20 protein-coding genes are annotated in these 19,662 nt (G+C 64.8%); 11 read left to right on the top strand and 9 right to left on the bottom strand.

Annotation, left to right across the window (positions count from 1 at the left end; all coding sequences use genetic code 11):
* Positions 1-7 precede the first annotated feature (7 nt).
* The 6 genes from sdhA to ACSS7Z_RS12185 are packed head-to-tail and all read left to right on the top strand — an operon-like array spanning position 8 to position 6,303.
* Complete coding sequence (gene sdhA / locus ACSS7Z_RS12210) at positions 8-1,813, top strand: succinate dehydrogenase flavoprotein subunit (RefSeq protein ID WP_438255089.1); 1,806 nt, start codon at positions 8-10, stop codon at positions 1,811-1,813.
* A 2-nt stretch (positions 1,814-1,815) separates the two neighbouring features.
* The gene (locus ACSS7Z_RS12205; RefSeq protein WP_438255088.1) at positions 1,816-2,577 is read left to right on the top strand and encodes a succinate dehydrogenase iron-sulfur subunit; all 762 of its coding nucleotides are present in this window, start codon (positions 1,816-1,818) and stop codon (positions 2,575-2,577) included.
* Positions 2,578-2,626: 49 nt separating this feature from the next.
* The gene (locus ACSS7Z_RS12200) at positions 2,627-3,784 is read left to right on the top strand and encodes a YihY/virulence factor BrkB family protein (protein WP_438255087.1); all 1,158 of its coding nucleotides are present in this window, start codon (positions 2,627-2,629) and stop codon (positions 3,782-3,784) included.
* A 9-nt stretch (positions 3,785-3,793) separates the two neighbouring features.
* Positions 3,794-4,633: an exodeoxyribonuclease III gene (locus ACSS7Z_RS12195; RefSeq protein ID WP_438255085.1), complete on the top strand. Its 840-nt coding sequence runs from the start codon at positions 3,794-3,796 to the stop codon at positions 4,631-4,633.
* A 31-nt stretch (positions 4,634-4,664) separates the two neighbouring features.
* Positions 4,665-5,669 carry a tryptophan--tRNA ligase gene (gene trpS, locus ACSS7Z_RS12190; RefSeq protein WP_438255084.1) on the top strand — a complete coding sequence of 335 codons (1,005 nt, stop codon included), beginning with the start codon at positions 4,665-4,667 and terminating at the stop codon, positions 5,667-5,669.
* 34 nt (positions 5,670-5,703) lie between these two features.
* Positions 5,704-6,303, top strand: a complete 600-nt coding sequence (locus tag ACSS7Z_RS12185; protein ID WP_438255082.1) for a hypothetical protein — start codon at positions 5,704-5,706, stop codon at positions 6,301-6,303.
* Between the two features lie 8 nt (positions 6,304-6,311).
* Here the strand turns inward: ACSS7Z_RS12185 and pth are convergent, their stop codons facing one another.
* The gene (gene pth, locus ACSS7Z_RS12180) at positions 6,312-6,893 is read right to left on the bottom strand and encodes an aminoacyl-tRNA hydrolase (RefSeq protein WP_438255081.1); all 582 of its coding nucleotides are present in this window, start codon (positions 6,891-6,893) and stop codon (positions 6,312-6,314) included.
* An 84-nt stretch (positions 6,894-6,977) separates the two neighbouring features.
* Positions 6,978-7,583, bottom strand: a complete 606-nt coding sequence (locus ACSS7Z_RS12175) for a 50S ribosomal protein L25/general stress protein Ctc (protein WP_438255080.1) — start codon at positions 7,581-7,583, stop codon at positions 6,978-6,980.
* 224 nt (positions 7,584-7,807) lie between these two features.
* Between ACSS7Z_RS12175 and ACSS7Z_RS12170 the strand changes: the two genes are divergently transcribed.
* Together ACSS7Z_RS12170 and gnd are read left to right on the top strand one after the other, a co-directional pair.
* Complete coding sequence (locus ACSS7Z_RS12170; protein ID WP_438255079.1) at positions 7,808-7,933, top strand: hypothetical protein; 126 nt, start codon at positions 7,808-7,810, stop codon at positions 7,931-7,933.
* 112 nt (positions 7,934-8,045) lie between these two features.
* Positions 8,046-9,497 carry an NADP-dependent phosphogluconate dehydrogenase gene (gene gnd / locus ACSS7Z_RS12165; protein WP_438255078.1) on the top strand — a complete coding sequence of 484 codons (1,452 nt, stop codon included), beginning with the start codon at positions 8,046-8,048 and terminating at the stop codon, positions 9,495-9,497.
* Between the two features lie 77 nt (positions 9,498-9,574).
* Here gnd and manD read toward each other — a convergent pair whose 3' ends face one another.
* The 7 genes from manD to ACSS7Z_RS12130 form a co-directional block, all read right to left on the bottom strand.
* Positions 9,575-10,813 (bottom strand): D-mannonate dehydratase ManD, encoded by a 1,239-nt coding sequence (gene manD, locus ACSS7Z_RS12160; RefSeq protein ID WP_438255077.1) that lies wholly within the window; start codon positions 10,811-10,813, stop codon positions 9,575-9,577.
* Positions 10,810-11,481 carry a bifunctional 4-hydroxy-2-oxoglutarate aldolase/2-dehydro-3-deoxy-phosphogluconate aldolase gene (locus ACSS7Z_RS12155; protein WP_438255076.1) on the bottom strand — a complete coding sequence of 224 codons (672 nt, stop codon included), beginning with the start codon at positions 11,479-11,481 and terminating at the stop codon, positions 10,810-10,812. The genes manD and ACSS7Z_RS12155 overlap by 4 nt, the downstream gene beginning before the upstream one ends.
* A 21-nt stretch (positions 11,482-11,502) precedes the next feature.
* Positions 11,503-12,654, bottom strand: coding sequence for a galactonate dehydratase (dgoD, locus tag ACSS7Z_RS12150; RefSeq protein ID WP_438255074.1), 1,152 nt, complete (start codon positions 12,652-12,654; stop codon positions 11,503-11,505).
* Positions 12,651-13,178: a gluconokinase gene (locus ACSS7Z_RS12145; protein WP_438255073.1), complete on the bottom strand. Its 528-nt coding sequence runs from the start codon at positions 13,176-13,178 to the stop codon at positions 12,651-12,653. Before ACSS7Z_RS12145 ends, dgoD begins: the two co-directional genes overlap by 4 nt.
* Positions 13,179-13,180: 2 nt before the next feature.
* Positions 13,181-14,065: a carbohydrate ABC transporter permease gene (locus tag ACSS7Z_RS12140; protein WP_438255072.1), complete on the bottom strand. Its 885-nt coding sequence runs from the start codon at positions 14,063-14,065 to the stop codon at positions 13,181-13,183.
* The gene (locus ACSS7Z_RS12135; RefSeq protein WP_438255070.1) at positions 14,062-14,988 is read right to left on the bottom strand and encodes a carbohydrate ABC transporter permease; all 927 of its coding nucleotides are present in this window, start codon (positions 14,986-14,988) and stop codon (positions 14,062-14,064) included. Before ACSS7Z_RS12135 ends, ACSS7Z_RS12140 begins: the two co-directional genes overlap by 4 nt.
* 74 nt (positions 14,989-15,062) lie before the next feature.
* A complete protein-coding gene (locus tag ACSS7Z_RS12130; protein WP_438255069.1) occupies positions 15,063-16,379 on the bottom strand; it encodes an ABC transporter substrate-binding protein in 1,317 nt (438 codons plus the stop codon).
* A gap of 137 nt (positions 16,380-16,516) precedes the next feature.
* On the opposite strand from ACSS7Z_RS12130, the gene ACSS7Z_RS12125 reads away from it, so the two are divergent.
* The 3 genes from ACSS7Z_RS12125 to ACSS7Z_RS12115 are packed head-to-tail and all read left to right on the top strand — an operon-like array spanning position 16,517 to position 19,550.
* Positions 16,517-17,275, top strand: a complete 759-nt coding sequence (locus ACSS7Z_RS12125) for a FadR/GntR family transcriptional regulator (protein WP_438255067.1) — start codon at positions 16,517-16,519, stop codon at positions 17,273-17,275.
* 44 nt (positions 17,276-17,319) lie between these two features.
* A complete protein-coding gene (locus tag ACSS7Z_RS12120; RefSeq protein WP_438255065.1) occupies positions 17,320-18,048 on the top strand; it encodes a response regulator transcription factor in 729 nt (242 codons plus the stop codon).
* On the top strand, positions 18,045-19,550 hold the full coding sequence (locus ACSS7Z_RS12115) for a sensor histidine kinase (RefSeq protein ID WP_438255064.1): 1,506 nt from the start codon (positions 18,045-18,047) through the stop codon (positions 19,548-19,550). Before ACSS7Z_RS12120 ends, ACSS7Z_RS12115 begins: the two co-directional genes overlap by 4 nt.
* Positions 19,551-19,662: the final 112 nt, after the last annotated feature.

The following is a 19,662-nucleotide window of genomic DNA, read 5'->3' as shown; positions in this document are numbered from 1 at the left end:
ACGAGAAGTGACTACTGAGACTCAGGATTCCGTCATCCGCGACGGCATTCACTACCACCAGTTCGACGTCGTCATCGTCGGTGCCGGTGGAGCCGGAATGCGGGCGGCCATCGAAGCTGGCCCCGGCGCGAACACCGCGGTGATCTCCAAGCTGTACCCGACCCGCTCGCACACCGGTGCGGCGCAGGGCGGCATGGCTGCCGCCCTCGCGAACGTCGAGGAAGACAGCTGGGAGTGGCACACTTTCGACACCGTCAAGGGCGGCGACTACCTCGTCGATCAGGATGCTGCCGAAATCCTGGCCAAGGAAGCCATCGACGCGGTCATCGACCTCGAGAACATGGGCCTGCCCTTCAACCGCACCCCCGAAGGCAAGATCGACCAGCGCCGCTTCGGTGGTCACACCGCTGAGCATGGCAAGACCCCCGTGCGCCGCGCCTGCTACGCCGCTGACCGTACCGGTCACATGATTCTGCAGACGTTGTTCCAGAACTGTGTCCGCCTCGGCATCAACTTCTTCAACGAGTTCTACGTGCTCGATCTGGTCACGGTCCAGGATGCCGACGGCAACACGCAGGTCGCGGGCGTCGTCGCGTACGACCTGGCCACGGGCGAGTTGCACGTGTTCCAGGCCAAGGCCGTGATCTTCGCAACCGGCGGCTTCGGCAAGATCTACAAGACGACCTCCAACGCGCACACCCTCACCGGTGACGGCGTCGGAATCATCTGGCGCAAGAACCTGCCGTTGGAGGACATGGAGTTCTTCCAGTTCCATCCCACCGGCCTCGCCGGTCTCGGCATCCTTCTCACCGAAGGTGCACGAGGCGAAGGTGCCATTCTGCGCAACGCATCCGGTGAACGATTCATGGAGCGCTACGCCCCCACCATCAAGGACCTCGCACCCCGGGACATCGTTGCGCGCTCCATGGTGCAAGAAGTCCTCGACGGTCGCGGTGCCGGCCCCAACAAGGACTACGTCTACCTCGACTGCACGCACTTGGGTGCCGAGGTTCTCGAGACCAAGCTCCCCGACATCACCGAGTTCGCCCGCACGTACCTGGGCGTGGATCCGGTCACCGATCCCGTGCCCGTGATGCCGACGGCTCACTACGCCATGGGTGGCATCCCGACGAACAACGACGCCGAGGTGCTCTCCGACAACAACACCGTCGTGCCGGGGCTGTACGCCGCCGGTGAGTGCGCGTGCGTGTCGGTGCACGGCTCAAACCGTCTGGGCACGAACTCGCTGCTCGACATCAACGTTTTCGGAAAGCGCGCCGGCCGCAACGCCGTCGCGTACTCGAAGACGGCGGAGTTCGTCCCGCTGCCGGAAAACCCGGCCGCCTTCGTGTCCGGCATGATCGAACACCTCCGAAACAGCAACGGCACCGAGCGTGTCGCCGTACTGCGTAAGAAGCTGCAGGACGAGATGGACCGCGGCGCCCAGGTGTTCCGCACCCACGAGTCGCTTGAGCACGTGCTCGGCGTCATCGCGGAACTGCGCGAACGATACAAGAACGTCTACGTCGATGACAAGGGCCACCGGTTCAACACCGACCTGCTCGAGGCCGTCGAGCTGGGCTTCCTGCTCGACATCGCCGAGGTCGTCGTCTACGCCGCTCAGAACCGCGAGGAGAGCCGTGGCGGTCACATGCGCGACGACTTCCCCAAGCGTGACGACGAGAACTACATGAAGCACACCATGGCCTATCTGACGGGTGACCCGCACTCCTCGACGCCGGCCGATCACATCAAACTCGACTGGAAGCCGGTTGTCATCACCAACTACCAGCCGATGGAGAGGAAGTACTGACCATGTCGAACGCCGTCGCAGAATCTCCTGCCGCCGCAGAGCCGGCAATTCAGTCGTTCCTGGTCACGTTCATCGTGCGCCGCTTCGATCCTGAAAAGGACGCGGAGCCGCGCTGGGTCGATTATGACGTCGAGCTCTACGCGACCGACCGTGTGCTGGATGCCCTGCACAAGATCAAGTGGGAGGTCGATGGTTCGCTGTCATTCCGCCGCTCGTGCGCACACGGAATCTGCGGTTCGGATGCTATGCGCATTAACGGTCGCAACCGTCTCGCTTGCAAGACGCTGATCAAGGACCTCGACATCTCGAAGCCGATCTACGTCGAGGCCATCAAGGGCCTGCCCCTGGAGAAGGACCTCATCGTCGACATGGAGCCGTTCTTCGCCTCCTACCGCGAGGTTCAGCCGTTCCTGGTAGCAAGCTCGACGCCGGAGAAGGGCAAGGAGCGCGTGCAGTCGATCGCCGACCGCGCGATCTTCGACGACACCACCAAGTGCATCCTGTGCGCTGCGTGCACCTCGTCCTGCCCCGTGTTCTGGACCGACGGGCAGTACTTCGGCCCCGCCGCCATCGTGAACGCGCACCGCTTCATCTTCGACTCGCGTGACGACAACGCCGAGGTCCGCCTGGACATCCTCAACGACAAGGAGGGCGTCTGGCGTTGCCGCACGACCTTCAACTGCTCCGAGGCGTGCCCGCGTGGCATCGAGGTCACCAAGGCCATCGCCGAGGTCAAGCAGGCCGTGCTCCGCGGTCGCCGCTGACCGCTGGTCGCAGACATCGACACGCCCCCGCCCTGGATAGGGTGGGGGCGTGTCTGATTCCCCCGCCGGTACATCCGGAACCGATACCTCCGAGGCCCGGCGCCTCGATGCCGCAGTGGAACGTGCAACGGCACTGACCAAACGCACCCTGGAGCTCTTCCCGGTGCGCGTGTGGCGGCATTTCCTGCAGAACAACGGTTTTCTCCTGGCCGCTGGAGTGAGCTATCAGGCGCTGTTCGCGATCTTCGCGGCCATCTATGTGGCATTCGCCACCGCCGGGCTGTGGCTGGGCGGGAGCAAAGAGGCCGTCGACGCTCTGATCCGTGTCATCAACAGCTACATCCCCAGTCTCATCAGCGAAGATCACGGGCTGATCACCCCGGAGCAGGCGCACCACATCGCGCAGACCACGACCGGGGTGCTCACCATCACCGGTCTCATCGCCCTGATAGCGCTGATCTGGACCGCGATCGGATGGGTGACATTCTCGCGACGGGCTGTCCGCGACATTTTCGGCCTGCGTCCGGATCGCCGCAACTACCTGCTGCTAAAGGCGCGCGACCTGTTAGCCGCGGTCATCCTCGGCGTCGCGCTGATTCTGGGCTCGGCCCTGGCGTACGCGAGCGCGGCCGTGTTGAGCTGGGCGTTGCAGCTGCTCGGCTGGGATGCCGGATCGACCACGGTGAACGTGCTGATCCGGATCGGCACGATCGTCGTCTCGTTCGCGCTGATGTCATCGGCGCTGGCAGCGATGGTGCGGTTCCTGACCGGCACTTCCCTCCGCTGGCGCACGATCTGGCCCGGTGCCGTCCTCGGCGGCGGCGCCATGACGGTGCTGCAGTTCGGCGCGGGGTTCCTGCTGAGCTACACCCCGACCAACCCGCTGCTGGCCACGTTCGCGATCTTCATCGGACTGCTGCTGTGGTTCCGGATCAACGGTGTGGTCATGCTCGTCGCATCGGCGTGGATCGCGGTGACCGCGACCGATCGCGATGTGCCGTTCTTGGCGCAGACCGAACAGGAGCGGCGTCATGCGGCGCACGAGATGCTGCTGGAGGCAGCACGCATGCGTCTGCGCGATGCCGTCCGCGACCGTGAACAGGCGCCCTGGTATCAACGCTGGCTCAAGAATCGCGCGGTCAGAGCAGCCGCGACCGAACTCGCCAGCGTCAAGGCCGCGGCGCCGGACGTCGGAGGCTCTGGTTAGGCTTGAGATATGCCTCATCTGCGTATCGCATCGGTCAATGTCAACGGGATTCGAGCCGCCGCTCGCAACGGAATGAGCACCTGGCTCGACAGCGCAGAAGTTGACATTCTGACGCTGCAAGAGGTGCGCGGTCAGGACGAACACATCGAGTCGGCTCTGCCCGGCTGGCACTTCGTTCACGATGCCGCCACGGCCAAGGGCCGCGCGGGCGTCGCGATCGCCAGCCGCACGCCGGTGATCGCCAGCCGCACTGAATTCGGTCCGGACGAGTTCGATTCGAAGGGGCGCTGGATCGAAGGCGATTTCCTCCTCGGCGACCGCCCGCTGACCGTTGTGAGCGCCTATGTGCACTCCGGCGAGGCGGACTCCCCCAAGCAGGATGAGAAGTGGAAGTTTCTCGACGCCTTCGGCCCGCGTCTGCAGCAGCTTGGTGACAATGATGCCCTCGCCGTCGTCACCGGTGACCTCAACGTCGGTCACCGCGAGTTCGACATCAAGAACTGGCGCGGCAACCGCAAGAAATCCGGCTTCCTGCCCCGCGAGCGCGCCTACTTCGACCGTTTTCTCGGCGCAGCGGGCATCGACGTGACCGGCGTCGACGGCACCGTCGGCCCTGGCCTGGGCTGGATCGATGTCGGCCGGCGTTTCCATGGCGAGATCGATGGTCCCTACACCTGGTGGTCTGCGCGCGGTCAGGCTTTCGACAACGACACCGGGTGGCGCATCGACTATCACCTCACAACACCCGGGCTCGCGGAGCGGGTGCAGGCGTACAGCGTTGCGCGCGCGGCATCCTATGCCGAACGCTGGAGCGACCACGCCCCGGTCATCGTCGATTACTCGTACTGAGCCCCACGCCCACTCCCCGTAGGATTGATACGTGACCAAACCTCGCCTTTACTCCGGAATGCAGCCATCAGCCGACTCTCTTCAGATCGGTAACTACATCGGCGCGCTCCTGCAGTGGCGGGATCTGCAGAACTCCTATGACGCGTTTTTCTCCGTCGTCGACCTGCATGCCCTGACCGTCGCACAGAACCCGGCCGAGCTGCGTGAGAAGACCCGTCGCACGGCCGCGCAGTACATCGCCGCGGGCATCGAGCCGTCGCAGTCGACGCTGTACGTGCAGTCGCACGTGCGCGCTCACGCTGAGCTCGCGTGGATCCTGTCGACCTTCACCGGTTTCGGTGAGGCCGGGCGCATGACGCAGTTCAAGGACAAGTCCAGCCGCTACGGTGCTGACGCCACCAGCGTCGGCCTGTTCACCTACCCCGTGCTCATGGCCGCCGACATCCTGCTGTATCAGAGCGATGTCGTACCGGTCGGCGACGACCAGAAGCAGCATGTCGAACTCACGCGCGACCTCGCCGAGCGCTTCAACTCGCGTTTCGGTGAGACGTTCGTCGTTCCCCTGCCGGTGATTCAGAAGGACACCGCGCGCATCTACGACCTGCAGAACCCGACATCGAAGATGTCGAAATCTGCCGAGAGCGATGCCGGCGTGCTGTGGATGCTGGACGACCCGGCCAAATCGGCGAAGAAGATCATGCGCGCCGTCACCGACAACGAGGGCAGCGTGCGCTTCGATCGGGAGAACAAGCCGGGTGTCTCGAACCTGCTCACCATCTACGCAGCCCTCTCCGGGCGACAGGTCCCGGCAATCGAGGATGAGTATGCTGGCCGCGGCTACGGCGATTTCAAGAAGGGCCTGGCCGAGGTCGTCGTCGCAGAGTTCGAGCCGGTACGCGCTCGCGCTCTCGAGCTGCTCGATGACCCCGCCGAGCTCGACCGCATCCTCGCGGCGAACGCCGCCCGCGCCGACGAGGTCGCGGACGCGACCCTGACTGACGTCTACGACAAGGTCGGGCTGCTGCGTCGAGTCTGACGATCGGGTCGGTCACGCCCAATAGGATGGGGGCGTGACCGATCCGCAGTTTCCGCCGCCCGTCCCCCACGGCTCTGTGCCGCCGGTGCCGCCCGCACCGGGCTACCCGGCAGCGCCAGCGCCCGGATACGCGGCACCTGCGTACCAGCAGCCGTACGCCACACCTCCTGGCGCCTTTGCTGCTCCTGTCGGCGGCTACAGCGCACCTTCCAGTGGTTATCAGGCACCGCAGCCCACGCCACCGCAGTCCCCTCTCCTCGGCGTGATCGCTGTCGTGCTCTCATCCATCGCCGCGGTGGTCGCGCCGATCCTGGCCGGCACCGCCGGGTACCAGATCGGGGCCGGCCTACCTTCGATCATGATCGATATCGACAGCGCCGATGAGGATCTCTCCTTCCTGTCCCCCGTGCGCGATCAGGTGCTGTGGGGCGAGATCGGATTCTGGATCGGCACGCTTGCCGGCATCGCGGCGATCGTGCTCGGCATCATCGCGATCATCCAGCAGAAGGGACGAGGTTGGGGCATCGCAGCCGTAATCGTGAGCGTCATCGCTCCCGTGATCTTCTTCATCGTGCTCTTCATCGCACTCAGCGCCGGGGCTGCTGCCGGAGCAGTCTCGCTCTACGGCACCTAGGGACGCACCTAGCGCGGAGCGTGATGCTTCTGCTGCGCGGCAAGCAATCCCTCGGCGACGAGCAGCTCAACAGCATCCGCCGCATCCGAGACGAGAATGCCGAGCGTCTCGCGCTCCACCTTCCCGAAGGGTGAAAGCACCCAGTCAGCCGCGTCTTGGCGTCCGGGAGGACGCCCTATTCCGACGCGCACACGCGGGAAGTCTGCCGTGCTGATCGCCCGAGCGACATCGCGCACCCCGTTGTGGCCGCCGTGGCCGCCACCGACTTTGAGCTTGACTGTATCGAAGGGAATGTCGAGCTCGTCGTGCACGACGACCGTGCGCTCCGGCGGAACGGAGTAGAAGCGCGCCAGAGCCGCCACCGGAGTTCCGGAAACGTTCATGAACGAATTGGGCTTGGCCAGTACCAGTTTGTCGGCACCGGGACGCAGCCACGTCTCCACGACTCGTGCTCCGGCTTTGTGCTCACGGAAGCTCTCGTTGCGTCGCCCCGCCAACTCATCCGTGACGAGCTGGCCGATGTTGTGCCGCGTGGTCTCATAGCGGGGTCCGGGGTTACCGAGACCCACGATCAGCCAGGTATCAGCCATTTCCCTCTCGTTCCTCAACGGGCGTCAGCATACGACAGAGGGGACGCGATGTGCTCGCGTCCCCTCTGTGCACAGCGCTGGTGATTACTCGGCAGCAGGCGCTTCGGCGGGAGCTGCTGCCGCAGCTTCCTCGTCCTCAGCGGAAACTTCAGCAGCCGGGACCGAGACGGCGAGCAGCAGCAGCTCGGGCTCGTCAATCAGAGTCGCTCCCTTGGGCAGCACGACGTCGCCGGCCGTGATGTGAGCGCCCTCTTCGAGACCCTCAACCGAGACCTCGAGGCTCTGCGGAATGTGGGTGGCCTCGACCTCGAGCTTGATCGTGTTGAGCTCAACGGTCACGATCGTGCCCGAGAAGGACTCGCCGACGGTGTGCACCGGAACCTCAACCTGAACCTTCTCGCCCTTCTTCACGACGAGGAGGTCAATGTGCTCGATGATCTGGCGCACCGGGTCACGCTGCACGTCCTTGACCAGCGTGAGCTGGCCCGTGCCGTCGATGTCGAGATCGAGCAACGCGTTCGCGCGGCGGATGATGAGCGAGACCTGGTGGCCGGGCAGTGCCACGTGCACCGGCTCGGTGCCGTGACCGTAGATGACGGCGGGGATCTTGCCGGCAGCGCGCAGACGACGGGCGAAGCCCTTGCCGAACTGCTCGCGAACCTCTGCGTGGACCTTGGTGTCCTGAGACATGAATTCTCCTTCGGGGCACGCGACGAATTGCTCGTCGCGTGGTGGTCTAATGGTCAGATTCTCGGACGTCGACACACGAAAAAGCCGCGGAGCTCGATTCGCCGCGTCGATAACGGATGCGACGCACGCGAAGCATCCCTCGCCGAGGAACTCCTTTATCGTACCGGATGACCGGGTAGGCTGAAAGCCAGGCCCTCTTCCCCTCGCAGAATTTGGAGTCCGGCATGCTTGACGCCGCTTTTATCTCACACGCCATCTTCTGGCTCATCGGCGCGATGACGCTCGGCGCAACCGTTCTCACCATCGGGGCGCTGTTCGCGATGGGCCGTACCGGCTACCGCAAGGACTGACTGCTCGTAACCGGTAATGCGGGCCGGAGCTGCCCACACGCGGGACTAACCTGGAAGCGACCCGCACGCTTCTTTCACCTGCCGCGGGCTCTCCCTCACGGAAGGTGCATCAATGTCCTCTGCCGCTACGGCAAACATCGGAGTCGTCGGACTCGCAGTCATGGGTTCGAATCTCGCCCGCAACCTCGCCAGCCGCGAGGGCAACAGCGTGGCGATCTTCAACCGCAGCTACGAGAAGACACAGACCGTCCTGGATGAACACCCGGAGGCCGGTTTCGTTCCGGCATCCACCTATCAGGAATTCGCCGACTCCCTGCAGAAGCCGCGCACAGCGATCATCATGGTCAAAGCCGGCGGCCCGACCGATGCGGTCATCAACTCGCTTGTTGAGGTGTTCGAGCCCGGCGACATCATCGTCGATGGCGGCAATGCCTACTTCCCCGACACGATCCGCCGGGAGAAAGCGGTCCGTGAAACGGGTATCAACTTCGTCGGCGCCGGGATCTCCGGTGGCGAAGAGGGTGCGCTCCTCGGCCCGAGCATCATGCCCGGTGGCTCGAACGAGTCCTGGGTCACGCTCGGCCCGATCCTGCGCTCGATCGCCGCGGTAGCCGAGGGCGAGCCGTGCGTCACGCACGTCGGCCACGACGGCGCCGGGCACTTCGTGAAGATGGTGCACAACGGCATCGAGTACGCCGATATGCAGCTGATCGCCGAGGCCTACGACCTCATCCGCCGCGGCACCGGCAAGACGCCCGCTGAGATCGCCGAGATCTTCGCGGAATGGAACACGGGCGAGCTCGAGTCGTACCTGATCGAAATCACCGCCGAGGTACTGCGCCAGGTGGATGCTGAAACCGGCAAGCCGCTGGTGGATGTCATCCTCGACCAGGCCGGAGCCAAGGGCACCGGCGCATGGACGGTGCAGACCGCGCTCGCGCTGGGCGTTCCAGTCTCCGGTATCGCCGAGGCCACCTTCGCCCGCTCGCTCTCCTCTCACCCCGAGCAGCGCGCGGCCGCTGCGAACCTGCCCGGCCCGGAGACAGAGTTCGCGGTCACCGACCACGATGCGTTCATTGAAGACGTGCGTCTGGCCCTGTACGCATCGAAGATCGTCGCCTACTCGCAGGGGTTCGACGAGATCCGCGCCGGCGCCGAAGAGTACAACTGGAACATCGACCTCGGTGCGATCTCGAAGATCTGGCGCGGCGGCTGCATCATCCGCGCCCAGTTCCTCAACCGCATCGCCGACGCTTACGACGCAGCACCGGAGCTTCCCGCTCTGCTGACCGCGCCGTACTTCGCTGAGGCGCTCGGACGCGGCCAGGCCGCATGGCGCCGTGTCGTCATCGCCGCAGCACAGGCTGGGATCCCCGCTCCCGCGTTCTCGTCGTCGCTGTCGTACTACGACGGCATCCGGGCCGATCGCCTGCCCGCAGCCCTCGTGCAGGGTCAGCGCGACTTCTTCGGTGCGCACACTTACAAGCGCATCGACAAGGACGGCACCTTCCACACGCAGTGGTCGGGCGATCGCACCGAGATCGAAGCGGTCGACACGCACTGATCTGAACGACGAAGTCCCGGCCCCTGCGGCCGGGACTTCGTCGTTTCACATCAGCACGCATGAGCTCGGTCATCTCGTCACCAGTCGTGAACGGTGCCGTCGGCGAGTCGGTTATAAGGAAGGTAGGCGCGTTCGTACGGGTACTTGCCTGCCTCGTCGATGTCGAGGCTCACGCCGAGTCCCGGCTCGTCGCCAGGATGGAGCATTCCATCCGACCACGTGTAGGACTGCTGGAACACCGAGTCGGTCTGCGGCGAGTGCTGCATGTACTCCTGGATGCCGAAGTTGTGGATGCTGAGTCCCAGATGCATCGCGGCAGCCATGCCGACCGGCGAGATGTCGGTCGGTCCATGCATGCCCGATTTGATCTGGTACTGCGCGGCGTAGTCGAGCGTCTTCTTCAATGCCGTGATGCCGCCCATGTGGGTTACGGCGCCACGGACGTAGTCGATCAGCTGCTCGCGGACGAGATCCTTGAAGTCCCACACCGTGTTGAAGATCTCACCGATGGCCAGCGGCGTCGTGGTGTGCTGACGCACGAGCCGCAGCGCCTCCTGGTTCTCGGCCGGGGTGCAGTCCTCCAGCCAGAACAGGTCGTAGGGCTCCAGCGATTTACCCAGCTTCGCCGCCTGGATCGGCGTCATCCGGTGGTGTCCATCATGCAGGAGCGGCAGTGCGGGGCCGAACTCGTGGCGCACAGCCTCGAAGACGCCGGGCAAGTGCCGCAGATACGCGCGCGTGTCCCAGTCCTCCTGAACCGGCTGCGCGCCGCGCCGAGCCGGCTCGTGGTCGTAGCGGACGTCGCCGCCACCGGCATCCACCGCCTGCGATGCGATCCCGTAGATCGACTTGAGACCCGGCACGCCGGTCTGCACGCGAATCGCTTTGAACCCCTCCTCGAGATGGGCATGCACGCTGTCGAACAGCTCCGGCAGTTCCTTGCCCGACGCGTGCCCGTAGGCGAGCAGTCCGCTGCGCGAAGCGCCGCCCAGGAGCTGATATACCGGCATCCCCGCGGCCTTGCCCTTGATGTCCCACAGCGCCATGTCGACGGCGGCGATCGCGGCCATCGTCACGGGGCCACGGCGCCAATATGCCGAGCGGTACAGGAACTGCCAGGTGTCTTCGATGCGGTGCGCATCACGCCCCAGCAGCAGCGGCACCACGTGGTCCTTCAGATACGACACCACCGAGAGTTCGCGGCCGTTCAGCGTCGCATCGCCGAGGCCGACATGCCCGTCGCTGGTCGTCAGGCGCAGGGTGACGAAGTTGCGGCTGGGGCTGGTAACGATGACCTCTGCCTTGTCGATGATCACAGCGAGTGCTTCCTTTCGTGCGGTGAATGCTCGTCGATGACGGCGCGATAAGCGCCGGCGCGTGTGGCGAGCGCGGCCAGGTCGCCGCCGGGCCCTGCGGCGTCGCCCACCAGCGTGCCTCCGATGCCGAAGCCGAAGGCTCCCGCCGCGAGAAACGTCGGGATGGATTCCAGCGAGACTCCGCCGACCGGGATGATGCGTACGTCGGGGAGCGGGTCTCGAACGGCTTGGATGAATCCCGCGCCAAGAACGGATGCCGGAAACAGCTTCACTGCGGCAGAGCCGAGGTCCATCCCGCGTTGGATCTCGGTGGGAGTGAACACGCCCGGCAGAACTCCGATCCCCTGCGCGATCGCGTAGTCGACGGATGCCGTCAGCGTGGGGGTAACCATGAACTGCGCCCCGGCGGCGACGGCGCGGTCGACATCGCGCTCGGTGAGGACGGTTCCGGCGCCGACCAGCGCTTCATCCGGAGCATCCGACACGATCTGGGTGATCGCCTCTTCGGCGTCTGCCAGCGTGAGGGTGACCTCGAGCGTCGTGATGCCAGCGGCGATCAGGGTGCGCGCAGCGGCCACGGTGGCATCCACGTCCGTTCCGCGCAGAATCGCGATCAGGCGATCGGACGCGATCCGGTCACGGAGCTGTGCGTTGTCTACGGTGCTCATAATCTCCTCGTCACCACTGCGTCACCACTCCGCCATCGAACCATCGGCGTGCCGCCAGATGGGGTTCTGCCACGTCCGCCAGCGACCGGCGGCGGCACGCACGGCCTGCTCATCGATCTCGATACCCAAACCAGCCCCGGCCGGTCGCGCGAAACCGCCATCGACGAACTGCAGCGGGGTCGTGTCGAGAACGTAATCGAGCACCTCGGCGCCCTGGTTGTAGTGGATGCCGATCGACTGCTCCTGAATGAGATAGTTCGGCGTCGCAAATCCCACCTGCAGGCACGCGGCGAGCGCGAGCGGCCCCAGCGGGCAGTGCGGCGCAAGAGTGACATCGAAGGTCTCGGCGAGCGCGGCGATCCGGCGCACTTCAGAGATTCCGCCGGCGTGCGACAGATCAGGTTGCGCGATCGCGATCCCCGCTTGCAGCACCGGCAGGAACTCCTGTCTGCTGTAGAGTCGCTCCCCCGTCGCGATCGGAATGGTCGTGGCATCCACCATTCGCCCGATCACGTGCGAGTTCTCCGGGACGACCGGCTCCTCGATGAAGAAGGGATGCAGCGGCTCCAGCAGCGGCGCGAGCCGACGTGCGGTGGCCAGTGTGAACCGGCCGTGCAGATCGACGGCGACGTCCCGGTCTGGACCGAGCACTTCCCGCGCACTGGCGACGCGGTCCACCACGCCCTGCAGCTCGGCGACCGAGCCGTTGCGGCCCATCCGTCCCGAAGCGTTCATCTTCACCGCGGTCAATCCGACATCGAGCTGCGCGGCGATGTGGTCGGCCACCTCCAGCGGGTCGTCGCCGCCCACCCAGCCGTACGCACGGATGCTATCGCGAACGGCGCCGCCGAGCAGGTCGTGCACTGGCACCCCGAGGCGCTTGCCCTTGAGATCCCACAGCGCCTGATCGACGCCGGCCACGGCGCTGGCGAGCACCGCGCCGCCCCGGTAGAACTGCGATTTGGTGAGCACCTGCCAGTGGTCTTCGATGAGCCCTGGGTCGCGGCCGAGCAGGTACTGCGCGAACTGATCCACGGCTGCCCGCACGACATCGCCGTACCCTTCCAGAGAGGCCTCTCCCCAGCCGACCAAACCGTCGTCGGTCTCGATGCGCACGAACAGCCAACGCGGCGCTACCGGGAACGATTCGACCCTGCTGATGGTGGCGGTCACTGCATGGCCCCAATGCTCACGAGGTAGTCGGCGCAGATCTCGGCAACGATCTCGTCGGGTGCCGGAACCACGCTGACCCGGATCCCCTGCTCGTCATCTGCCAGCGGCTCGAGTGTCGCGTACTGCGACTCCAGCAGCTCCGGTGGCATGTACTCGTGGGATCGGGCCTGCACGCGCTCACGGATCAGTTCGATCGGCGCCCACGGGTCCACGAAGTAGGTCTGCGGTGCATGGGTGCGGATGAGATCGCGATAGCTGCGGCGCAGAGCTGAGCAGGCCACGACGACACCACCGGATGCGGCGTGCTCGATGAGGGTCTCCCCCACCTCGTGCAACCAGGGCTCGCGATCGGCGTCCGTGAGCGGTGTGCCGGATGCCATCAGGCTGATGTTGTCCGCGGAGTGCAGAGTATCCCCGTCGATGAACGGCACGTCCAGTCGTTCGGCCAGCAGACGTCCGATGGTGGATTTTCCGATTCCCTGCACGCCCATCACGATGATGGCAACGCTCGCAGTCACACGCATACTCAGCCTTTCGTGGCGCCGGCGGTCAGCCCGCTGACAATGTATCGCTGTGTGAACAGTGCGATCAGCATGATCGGTGTGGTCACGACGACGGATGCCGCCATGAGGGCTCCCCAGTCGATCGAGGCATACCCGATGAAGTCGAAGATCGCCACCGGCAGCGTCTTAGTGGAGTTGCCGGAGAGCACCAGAGCGAACATGAAGTTGTTCCACGAGAAGATGAACGACAGGATCGTCGCCGTGGCGATGCCGGGCACCGACAGCGGCAGGGTGATCCGGAAGAACGCCCCGATCGCGGTGAGGCCGTCCACCTGCGCGGACTCTTCGAGTTCCTCCGGCATCTGATCGAAGAACGACATCATGATGTAGAGGATCAGCGGCAACGACACGAACATGTGCGACAGGATCAGCGGCAGGTACCCGCCGGTCAGCTTCAACTGGGCGAAGATGAAGTACCAGGGCACCAGCAGGCTGACGCCGGGAATGATGCGCGCCAACAGCACGGCCATCGCGGATTTGTTCATCAGGAATCGGCTCATCGCGTATGCCGCCGGAAGGGCGAGCACCATGGACAGTGCGGTCGCCATGAATGCGACGAAGAACGAGTTCCAGATGTAGACGAGGTAGTTGCCGCGTCGCGGATCGAATACGGTGCCGTAATTGTCGAGCGTGGGATCGAAGATGAACGCCTTGCTCGCGTCGTAGATCTGCACGTTGTACTTGAAGCTGGCCAGCACCATCCAGACGATGGGCCCGAGGAAAGCCAGCACGATCACCACCAGGCCGATGATTCGTCCGACCGTGCCGATGCGGACCTTCTTGCGCCGGGTTCGCCCCGGCTTCTGGCCGTTCATGACGAGGGTGCGGGTGTCGGTCGTGGTGGTCATGAGTCCTTGACCTTTCGCTGCATCTGGATGACCCAGATCACGCCGAGGATGATGAGGAAGAACAGGATCAGGACGGCCGAGGCCAGGCCGTACTCGTTGTAGTCGAAGCTCAGACCGTAGGCGTAGATGTTGAGCGTCTCCACGTCGTGGAAGGCTCCACCGCCCTTACCCTTGGTGGCATAGAGCAGGTCGAAAGTCTTCAGCGCGTCGATACCGCGCAGGAGGACAGCCGCGACGATGACGCTGCGCATGAGCGGCACGATGACGTACCAGAACCGCTGCCAGCCGTTCGCCCCGTCGACCTTGGCCGCTTCCTGCGGCTCCTCGGAGAGGCTGGTGAGACCGGCCAGCAGGATGAGCGTGACCATCGGCGTCCACTGCCAGATATCGACGAACACCAGAGTCGCAAGCGATGTGGCCGGATCTGCCAGCCACGGCTGCGGCGGAATTCCGACCCAGCCGAGCATCTCGTTGACGAAGCCGATGTTCGGCTCGAACAGCAGCCGCCACATCATGCCGACCGCGACCGGGGTAGCCACCAGCGGCAGGAGAATGATCGTTCGCACAGCGCCCTGGCCACGGAACGGCTTCCACAGCAGCAGTGCGATGATCATGCCGAGGATCAGCTCGAAGAAGAGGGCGCCGCCGGTGAAGGCGAAGGTGCGCCACACCGCCGGCCAGAAACGCTCGGTGTCGGTGAGTACCTCGGCGTAGTTCTCGAGGCCGTTGAAGTCGAACTTGCGGCGCACCGATCGCTGGGCATCGGTGAAGCTGAGAAACAGTGTCCAGCCGAGCGGGATGACCAGCAGCAGCGTCGTGAACGCGATCGCGGGACCGGCGAACAGCCACTTGCGGTGCCGGTTGGCCCAGCGGCTGAAGCGCTCCTGCGTCCCGACCTGCTCGGGGCTCTGTAGTGCAGTCATGAGAGTTTCCGTGTTGGTTGGCCGTGCCCCGAAGCGTCGTTGCGGATGCTCCGGGGCACGGCGGACGGGAATGGTTACTCGGAGTCCTCGAGAAGGAACTCGTCGAAAGCGGTGTTCGATGAGTCCACGGCAGCATCCACATCGCCGCCAGCGATCGCGACGACAATCGGCTCACCGACGATCTCGCGGGCCTCGGACACCTGGATCACGAGCGGACGGTCCTGACCGATGCCGTTCTCGCCGTTGATCTTGATCGCCTCGACGAGCTCTTCGGGGTAATCCGCGGTCGCCTCAGGGTTCTCCCACACCGAGGTGCGGGCGCCGGAGACGCCGAGCTTCGCCATTTCCAGGGTGATGTCTTTCGACGTCGCCCACTGCACGAACTGCCAGGCGGCCGACGGGTTCGAAGCGGTTTCGTTGACCGCGAGGGCCCACGCCGCCACGTTGTACGGCTTGGATCCGGCCTCGCCCTCGGGGAACGGAGCAAAACCTACCTGCTCCGAGACCGTGGACTGTGTCGGGTCGGTCATGTTCTTGTAGAGGCTGTCGGCATCGGCGATGAAGGCTGCCTGCCCCTGCTGGAACACCGCGAACGCCTCGGCCCAGCTCATCTCGGGGTTGATCGTGGCGTCGGTGTGGTTGCGGATGAGGTCGCCGTAGTACTGGTAAGCACCACGAGCCTCATCACTGCCAATGGCCGAGGTGCCGTCGTCATTGATCCACTGTCCGCCGGAGCTGAACAGGAATGCGCTGAACTGAGTGACGGCAGCTGACTTTCCGGTGCGGCCGATGTAGCCGGCGACGTCGGGGTGCAGTTCATGAATGGCGGCAGCTGCCGCATCGAGCTCTTCCAGTGTGGTCGGAACCTCGAGGCCGGCCTCTTCGAGCAGGTCCTTGCGGTAGTACAGCACGGTGCGCTCGGTGATGATCGGAACGCCGACGATCTGGTCATCGTAGGTGGTCAGGGATGCCGGACCCGGCTGGAAGTCGGACCAGTCCCAGTCGGCGTCGGCCTCGGCCAGTTCGGTGAGGTCGGCGAGGTATCCGTTGCTGGCGAACAGCTTGTTCTCCTGCAGCGGTCGATACATCAGCACGTCGATCTCATCGGTGCCGGCGTTGAGCTTGACGTTGTACTGGTCGGAGAGCTGATCTTCGGCGAGCTGACTGATCTCGACCGTCGCGCCAGTCTCCTCCTCGAACTGCGGAATGAGTTCCTTGATGGTCTCGGTCCACACATGGTTGGCGAGGGTGACCCGAATCGTCTCGCCCTCGATGCCTTCGGTCTCGTCGATCTCCGAACCGGTGCCGCCGCTGCAGCTGACCAGCGCTCCGGCGACCACTGCTGTTGTTGCCGCCGCGAAGAAGCGGGCGGTCTTGGATCCGTACTTCACTGTGACTCTCCATCCTGAGACTCGCATCATCGCGGGGCTCGTGGCGCAGGTGCCCTGTTACATCTGCTCAATGGCCAAGTTATCTTCAATAAGTCATACTTTTCAACCCGTCGTGATGAAAAAGATAAGATCTAACCATGACCGCAGAGAATGTACTTGATCCCGCCTCTCCCGCCGTGGTCGTGCGAGGCGATCTGCGAAACCTCGTCCTCGACACGCTGGGGCGCGAAATCTGCTCGGGCGTGATCGGGCCGGAGACCACCTTCACCACGGAGTCGATCGAGTCGCGCTTCGAAGTCTCCCGCTCGGTGGTGCGTGAAGCGCTGCGTGCACTCGAGGCGCTGGGACTGGTGGCGCCCAAGCGACGGGTAGGCATGCGCGTGCTCCCCCTCACCCGGTGGAACGTGTACGACTTACAGGTCATCCGCTGGCGCCTCGCCGGCCCCAGCCGCGTGGCGCAGCTGCGTTCGCTGACGGAGTTGCGCGGTGCGATCGAACCCGCAGCAGCACGCCTGGCTGCGATGCGAGCCCCGCTGAATCAGGCCAGCGATCTCGTCGGCCTCGCCGGACGCCTGTGGGCCGCAGGAAAGGAGGGTGACACTGCTGGCTTCCTCGCGCTCGACAAGGAGTTCCACTCCCTCATCCTCACCATGAGCGGCAACGAGATGTTCGCGCAACTGCACCATCTGGTCGCCGAAGTGCTCACCGGACGAACCCAGTACAACCTGATGCCGAAGTTCCCAGCATCCGAGGCATTGCAGATGCACGTCGATATCGCCACGGCCATCCAGACCGGCAACGCGGACAAGGCCGCGTCGTCCATGATCGCGATCATGGACCGCACCCTCGACGAGATGAGTTCGATCTGGACGCAAGAACTCACAGGGAGCGCATAGCGGACTCCATAGATTCTTCATAGCTGATTCCACAGAATGGTCGTATGACCCACGATCTGCCTGAACTGCATCGCGCCGACGGCTCTGCACTGCGCATCCTGGCTGTCGACGACGAGCAGATGCTCACCGACCTGCTGGCGATGGCGTTGCGGATGGAGGGATGGGAGGTGCGAACGGCATCCTCCGGACTCGAAGCCCTCCAGGTCGCCCACGAGTTCGAACCCGACGCGCTGGTGCTCGATATCATGATGCCTGATCTGGATGGCATGAGCGTCCTGCGCCGTCTGCGTGAATCCGGCAACCTGGTTCCGGTGCTGTTCCTGACCGCGAAGGATGCCGTCGGCGACCGTATCGCCGGTCTCACCGCCGGTGGCGACGACTACGTCACCAAGCCCTTCAGTCTCGAAGAGGTGATCGCGCGCCTGCGTGCCATCATCCGCCGCACCGGCCTCGCCAGCAGCGACGAGGGACAGTCGATCCTGCGCGTCGGCGACCTCACCCTGAACGAGGACAGTCACGAGGTCGAACGCGCCGGCACCGAGATCGAACTGACCGCAACCGAGTTCGAACTGCTGCGCTATCTCATGCGCAATGAGCGCCGGGTGCTGTCGAAGGCGCAGATCCTCGACCGCGTGTGGAGCTACGACTTCGGCGGCAAGTCCTCGGTCGTCGAGCTGTACATCTCGTATCTGCGCAAGAAGATCGACGCCGGGCGCACTCCCCTGCTGCACACCGTGCGCGGCGTCGGATACATGATCAAGGCCCCGCAGTGACCTCACTGGGGCTGACGAGACCACTGACCCTGCAGACGCGCCTGCTGTGCGCCGTCATCGGGTTCGTGTCGCTCATCCTCATCATTGTCGCGGTCATCACGAGCGCGACGCTCGGGCGGGCGCTGGAGGGCAAGCTCCAGGAGCAGGTGAAGACGACCGCAGCCCAGACGACGTATCTGACGGCAGCACAGGCAGAGTCGTCCGCCGACTCTGGTGAACCGATCACCGCGCAGACGGTTCTGGCCGGCCAGCATTTCCCCTCGTCCGCCGTCCTGCTGGCCATAGCCTCAGCCGATGGAGCAAGCGGCGTCGTCGCCACAGCCGATGGCACGACCGTCCTCACTGACACACAGTTGATCGCGATCGACAGGGCCGTTCAGTCCTCGGGCAGCGCATCGATCAGGCTGGGCGATCTGGGCGCTTTCCGGGTCACAGTCACTCAGGTCGCCGATGCCCGCGGCAACGAAATCGCCATCGTCACCGGACTGCCGCCGGATGATCGAACCCTGGCGCAGCTGCTCACCGTGATCACACTGGCGACGTTGGGCGGGCTCATCCTGCTCGCGCTGACGACGGCCGTGACGATCCGCTTCAGCCTGGCGCCGCTTCGCGCCGTCGCCCGCACAGCCACGCGCGTCGCGAACCAACCGTTGGACCGCGGAGCGGTGACGATCACCGAGCGCGTTCCCGCAACGGAAGCCGATCCGCGCACCGAGATCGGCATCGTCGGCGCCTCGCTGAACACGCTGCTCGATCACGTCAACGACTCACTCGCCTCTCGTCAGCAGAACGAAGAGCGGATGCGACGCTTCGTCGCGGATGCCAGCCACGAACTGCGCACGCCGCTGGCTTCCATCCGCGGATACTCGGAGCTCTCATTGCGAGCGCTGCAGACCGAAACGCCGGGGGCTGCGCGCACCACCGAGGACACTCGGATGGCGCTGGAGCGCATTCAGGCGCAGTCGCTGCGAATGACCAGGCTGGTCGAAGATCTGCTGCTGCTGGCACGTCTAGATGAAGGGCAAGAGCTCGTCCACGGTACCGTCGATCTCACCCAGCTTGCGCTGGAGGGCCTCGCGGATGCGCGCCCCACCGGGCCGAATCACAGCTGGAGCATCGATGTTCCAGAAGAACCCGTCATCATGCCCGGTGATGCCGGACGCCTGCACCAGGTCGTTGCGAATCTGCTCGCGAACGCGCGCACCCACACTCCGGAGGGCACCGAGATCACCCTGGGCGTCGCGCGCGAGGGCGATGAAGCGCTCATCCGCGTGCACGATAACGGCCCCGGAATCGACCCGCATGTTCGTGAGGAGCTGTTCGCCCGATTCGCCCGGGGCGACGATTCCCGTACCCGTCAGACCGGGGGCACCGGTCTCGGGCTCGCCATAGCCAAGGCCATCGTGGAAGGCCACCGCGGCACGATCACGGTCGAAAGCGCTCCCGGCGATACGACGTTCACGGCACGGTTCCCCCTCCCGGCGGGGTCTGCGGCCGCCTAGCCCCGCACACTTGCAGGGCCAATGCCCAGTTGCAGGGGCATCCCACGGCGTTTCGCCCTGCATCTGTACGATCGCCCTGCATCCGGACCGGCACCAGGCACCAGGCACCAGG

It is taken from the genome of Microbacterium wangyouchuni (genome assembly GCF_051546305.1).
In the GTDB taxonomy this organism is placed as follows: domain Bacteria; phylum Actinomycetota; class Actinomycetes; order Actinomycetales; family Microbacteriaceae; genus Microbacterium.
The sequence above is the reverse complement of the archived record's forward strand: the minus strand, read 5'-3'. Positions and strand labels throughout refer to the sequence as shown.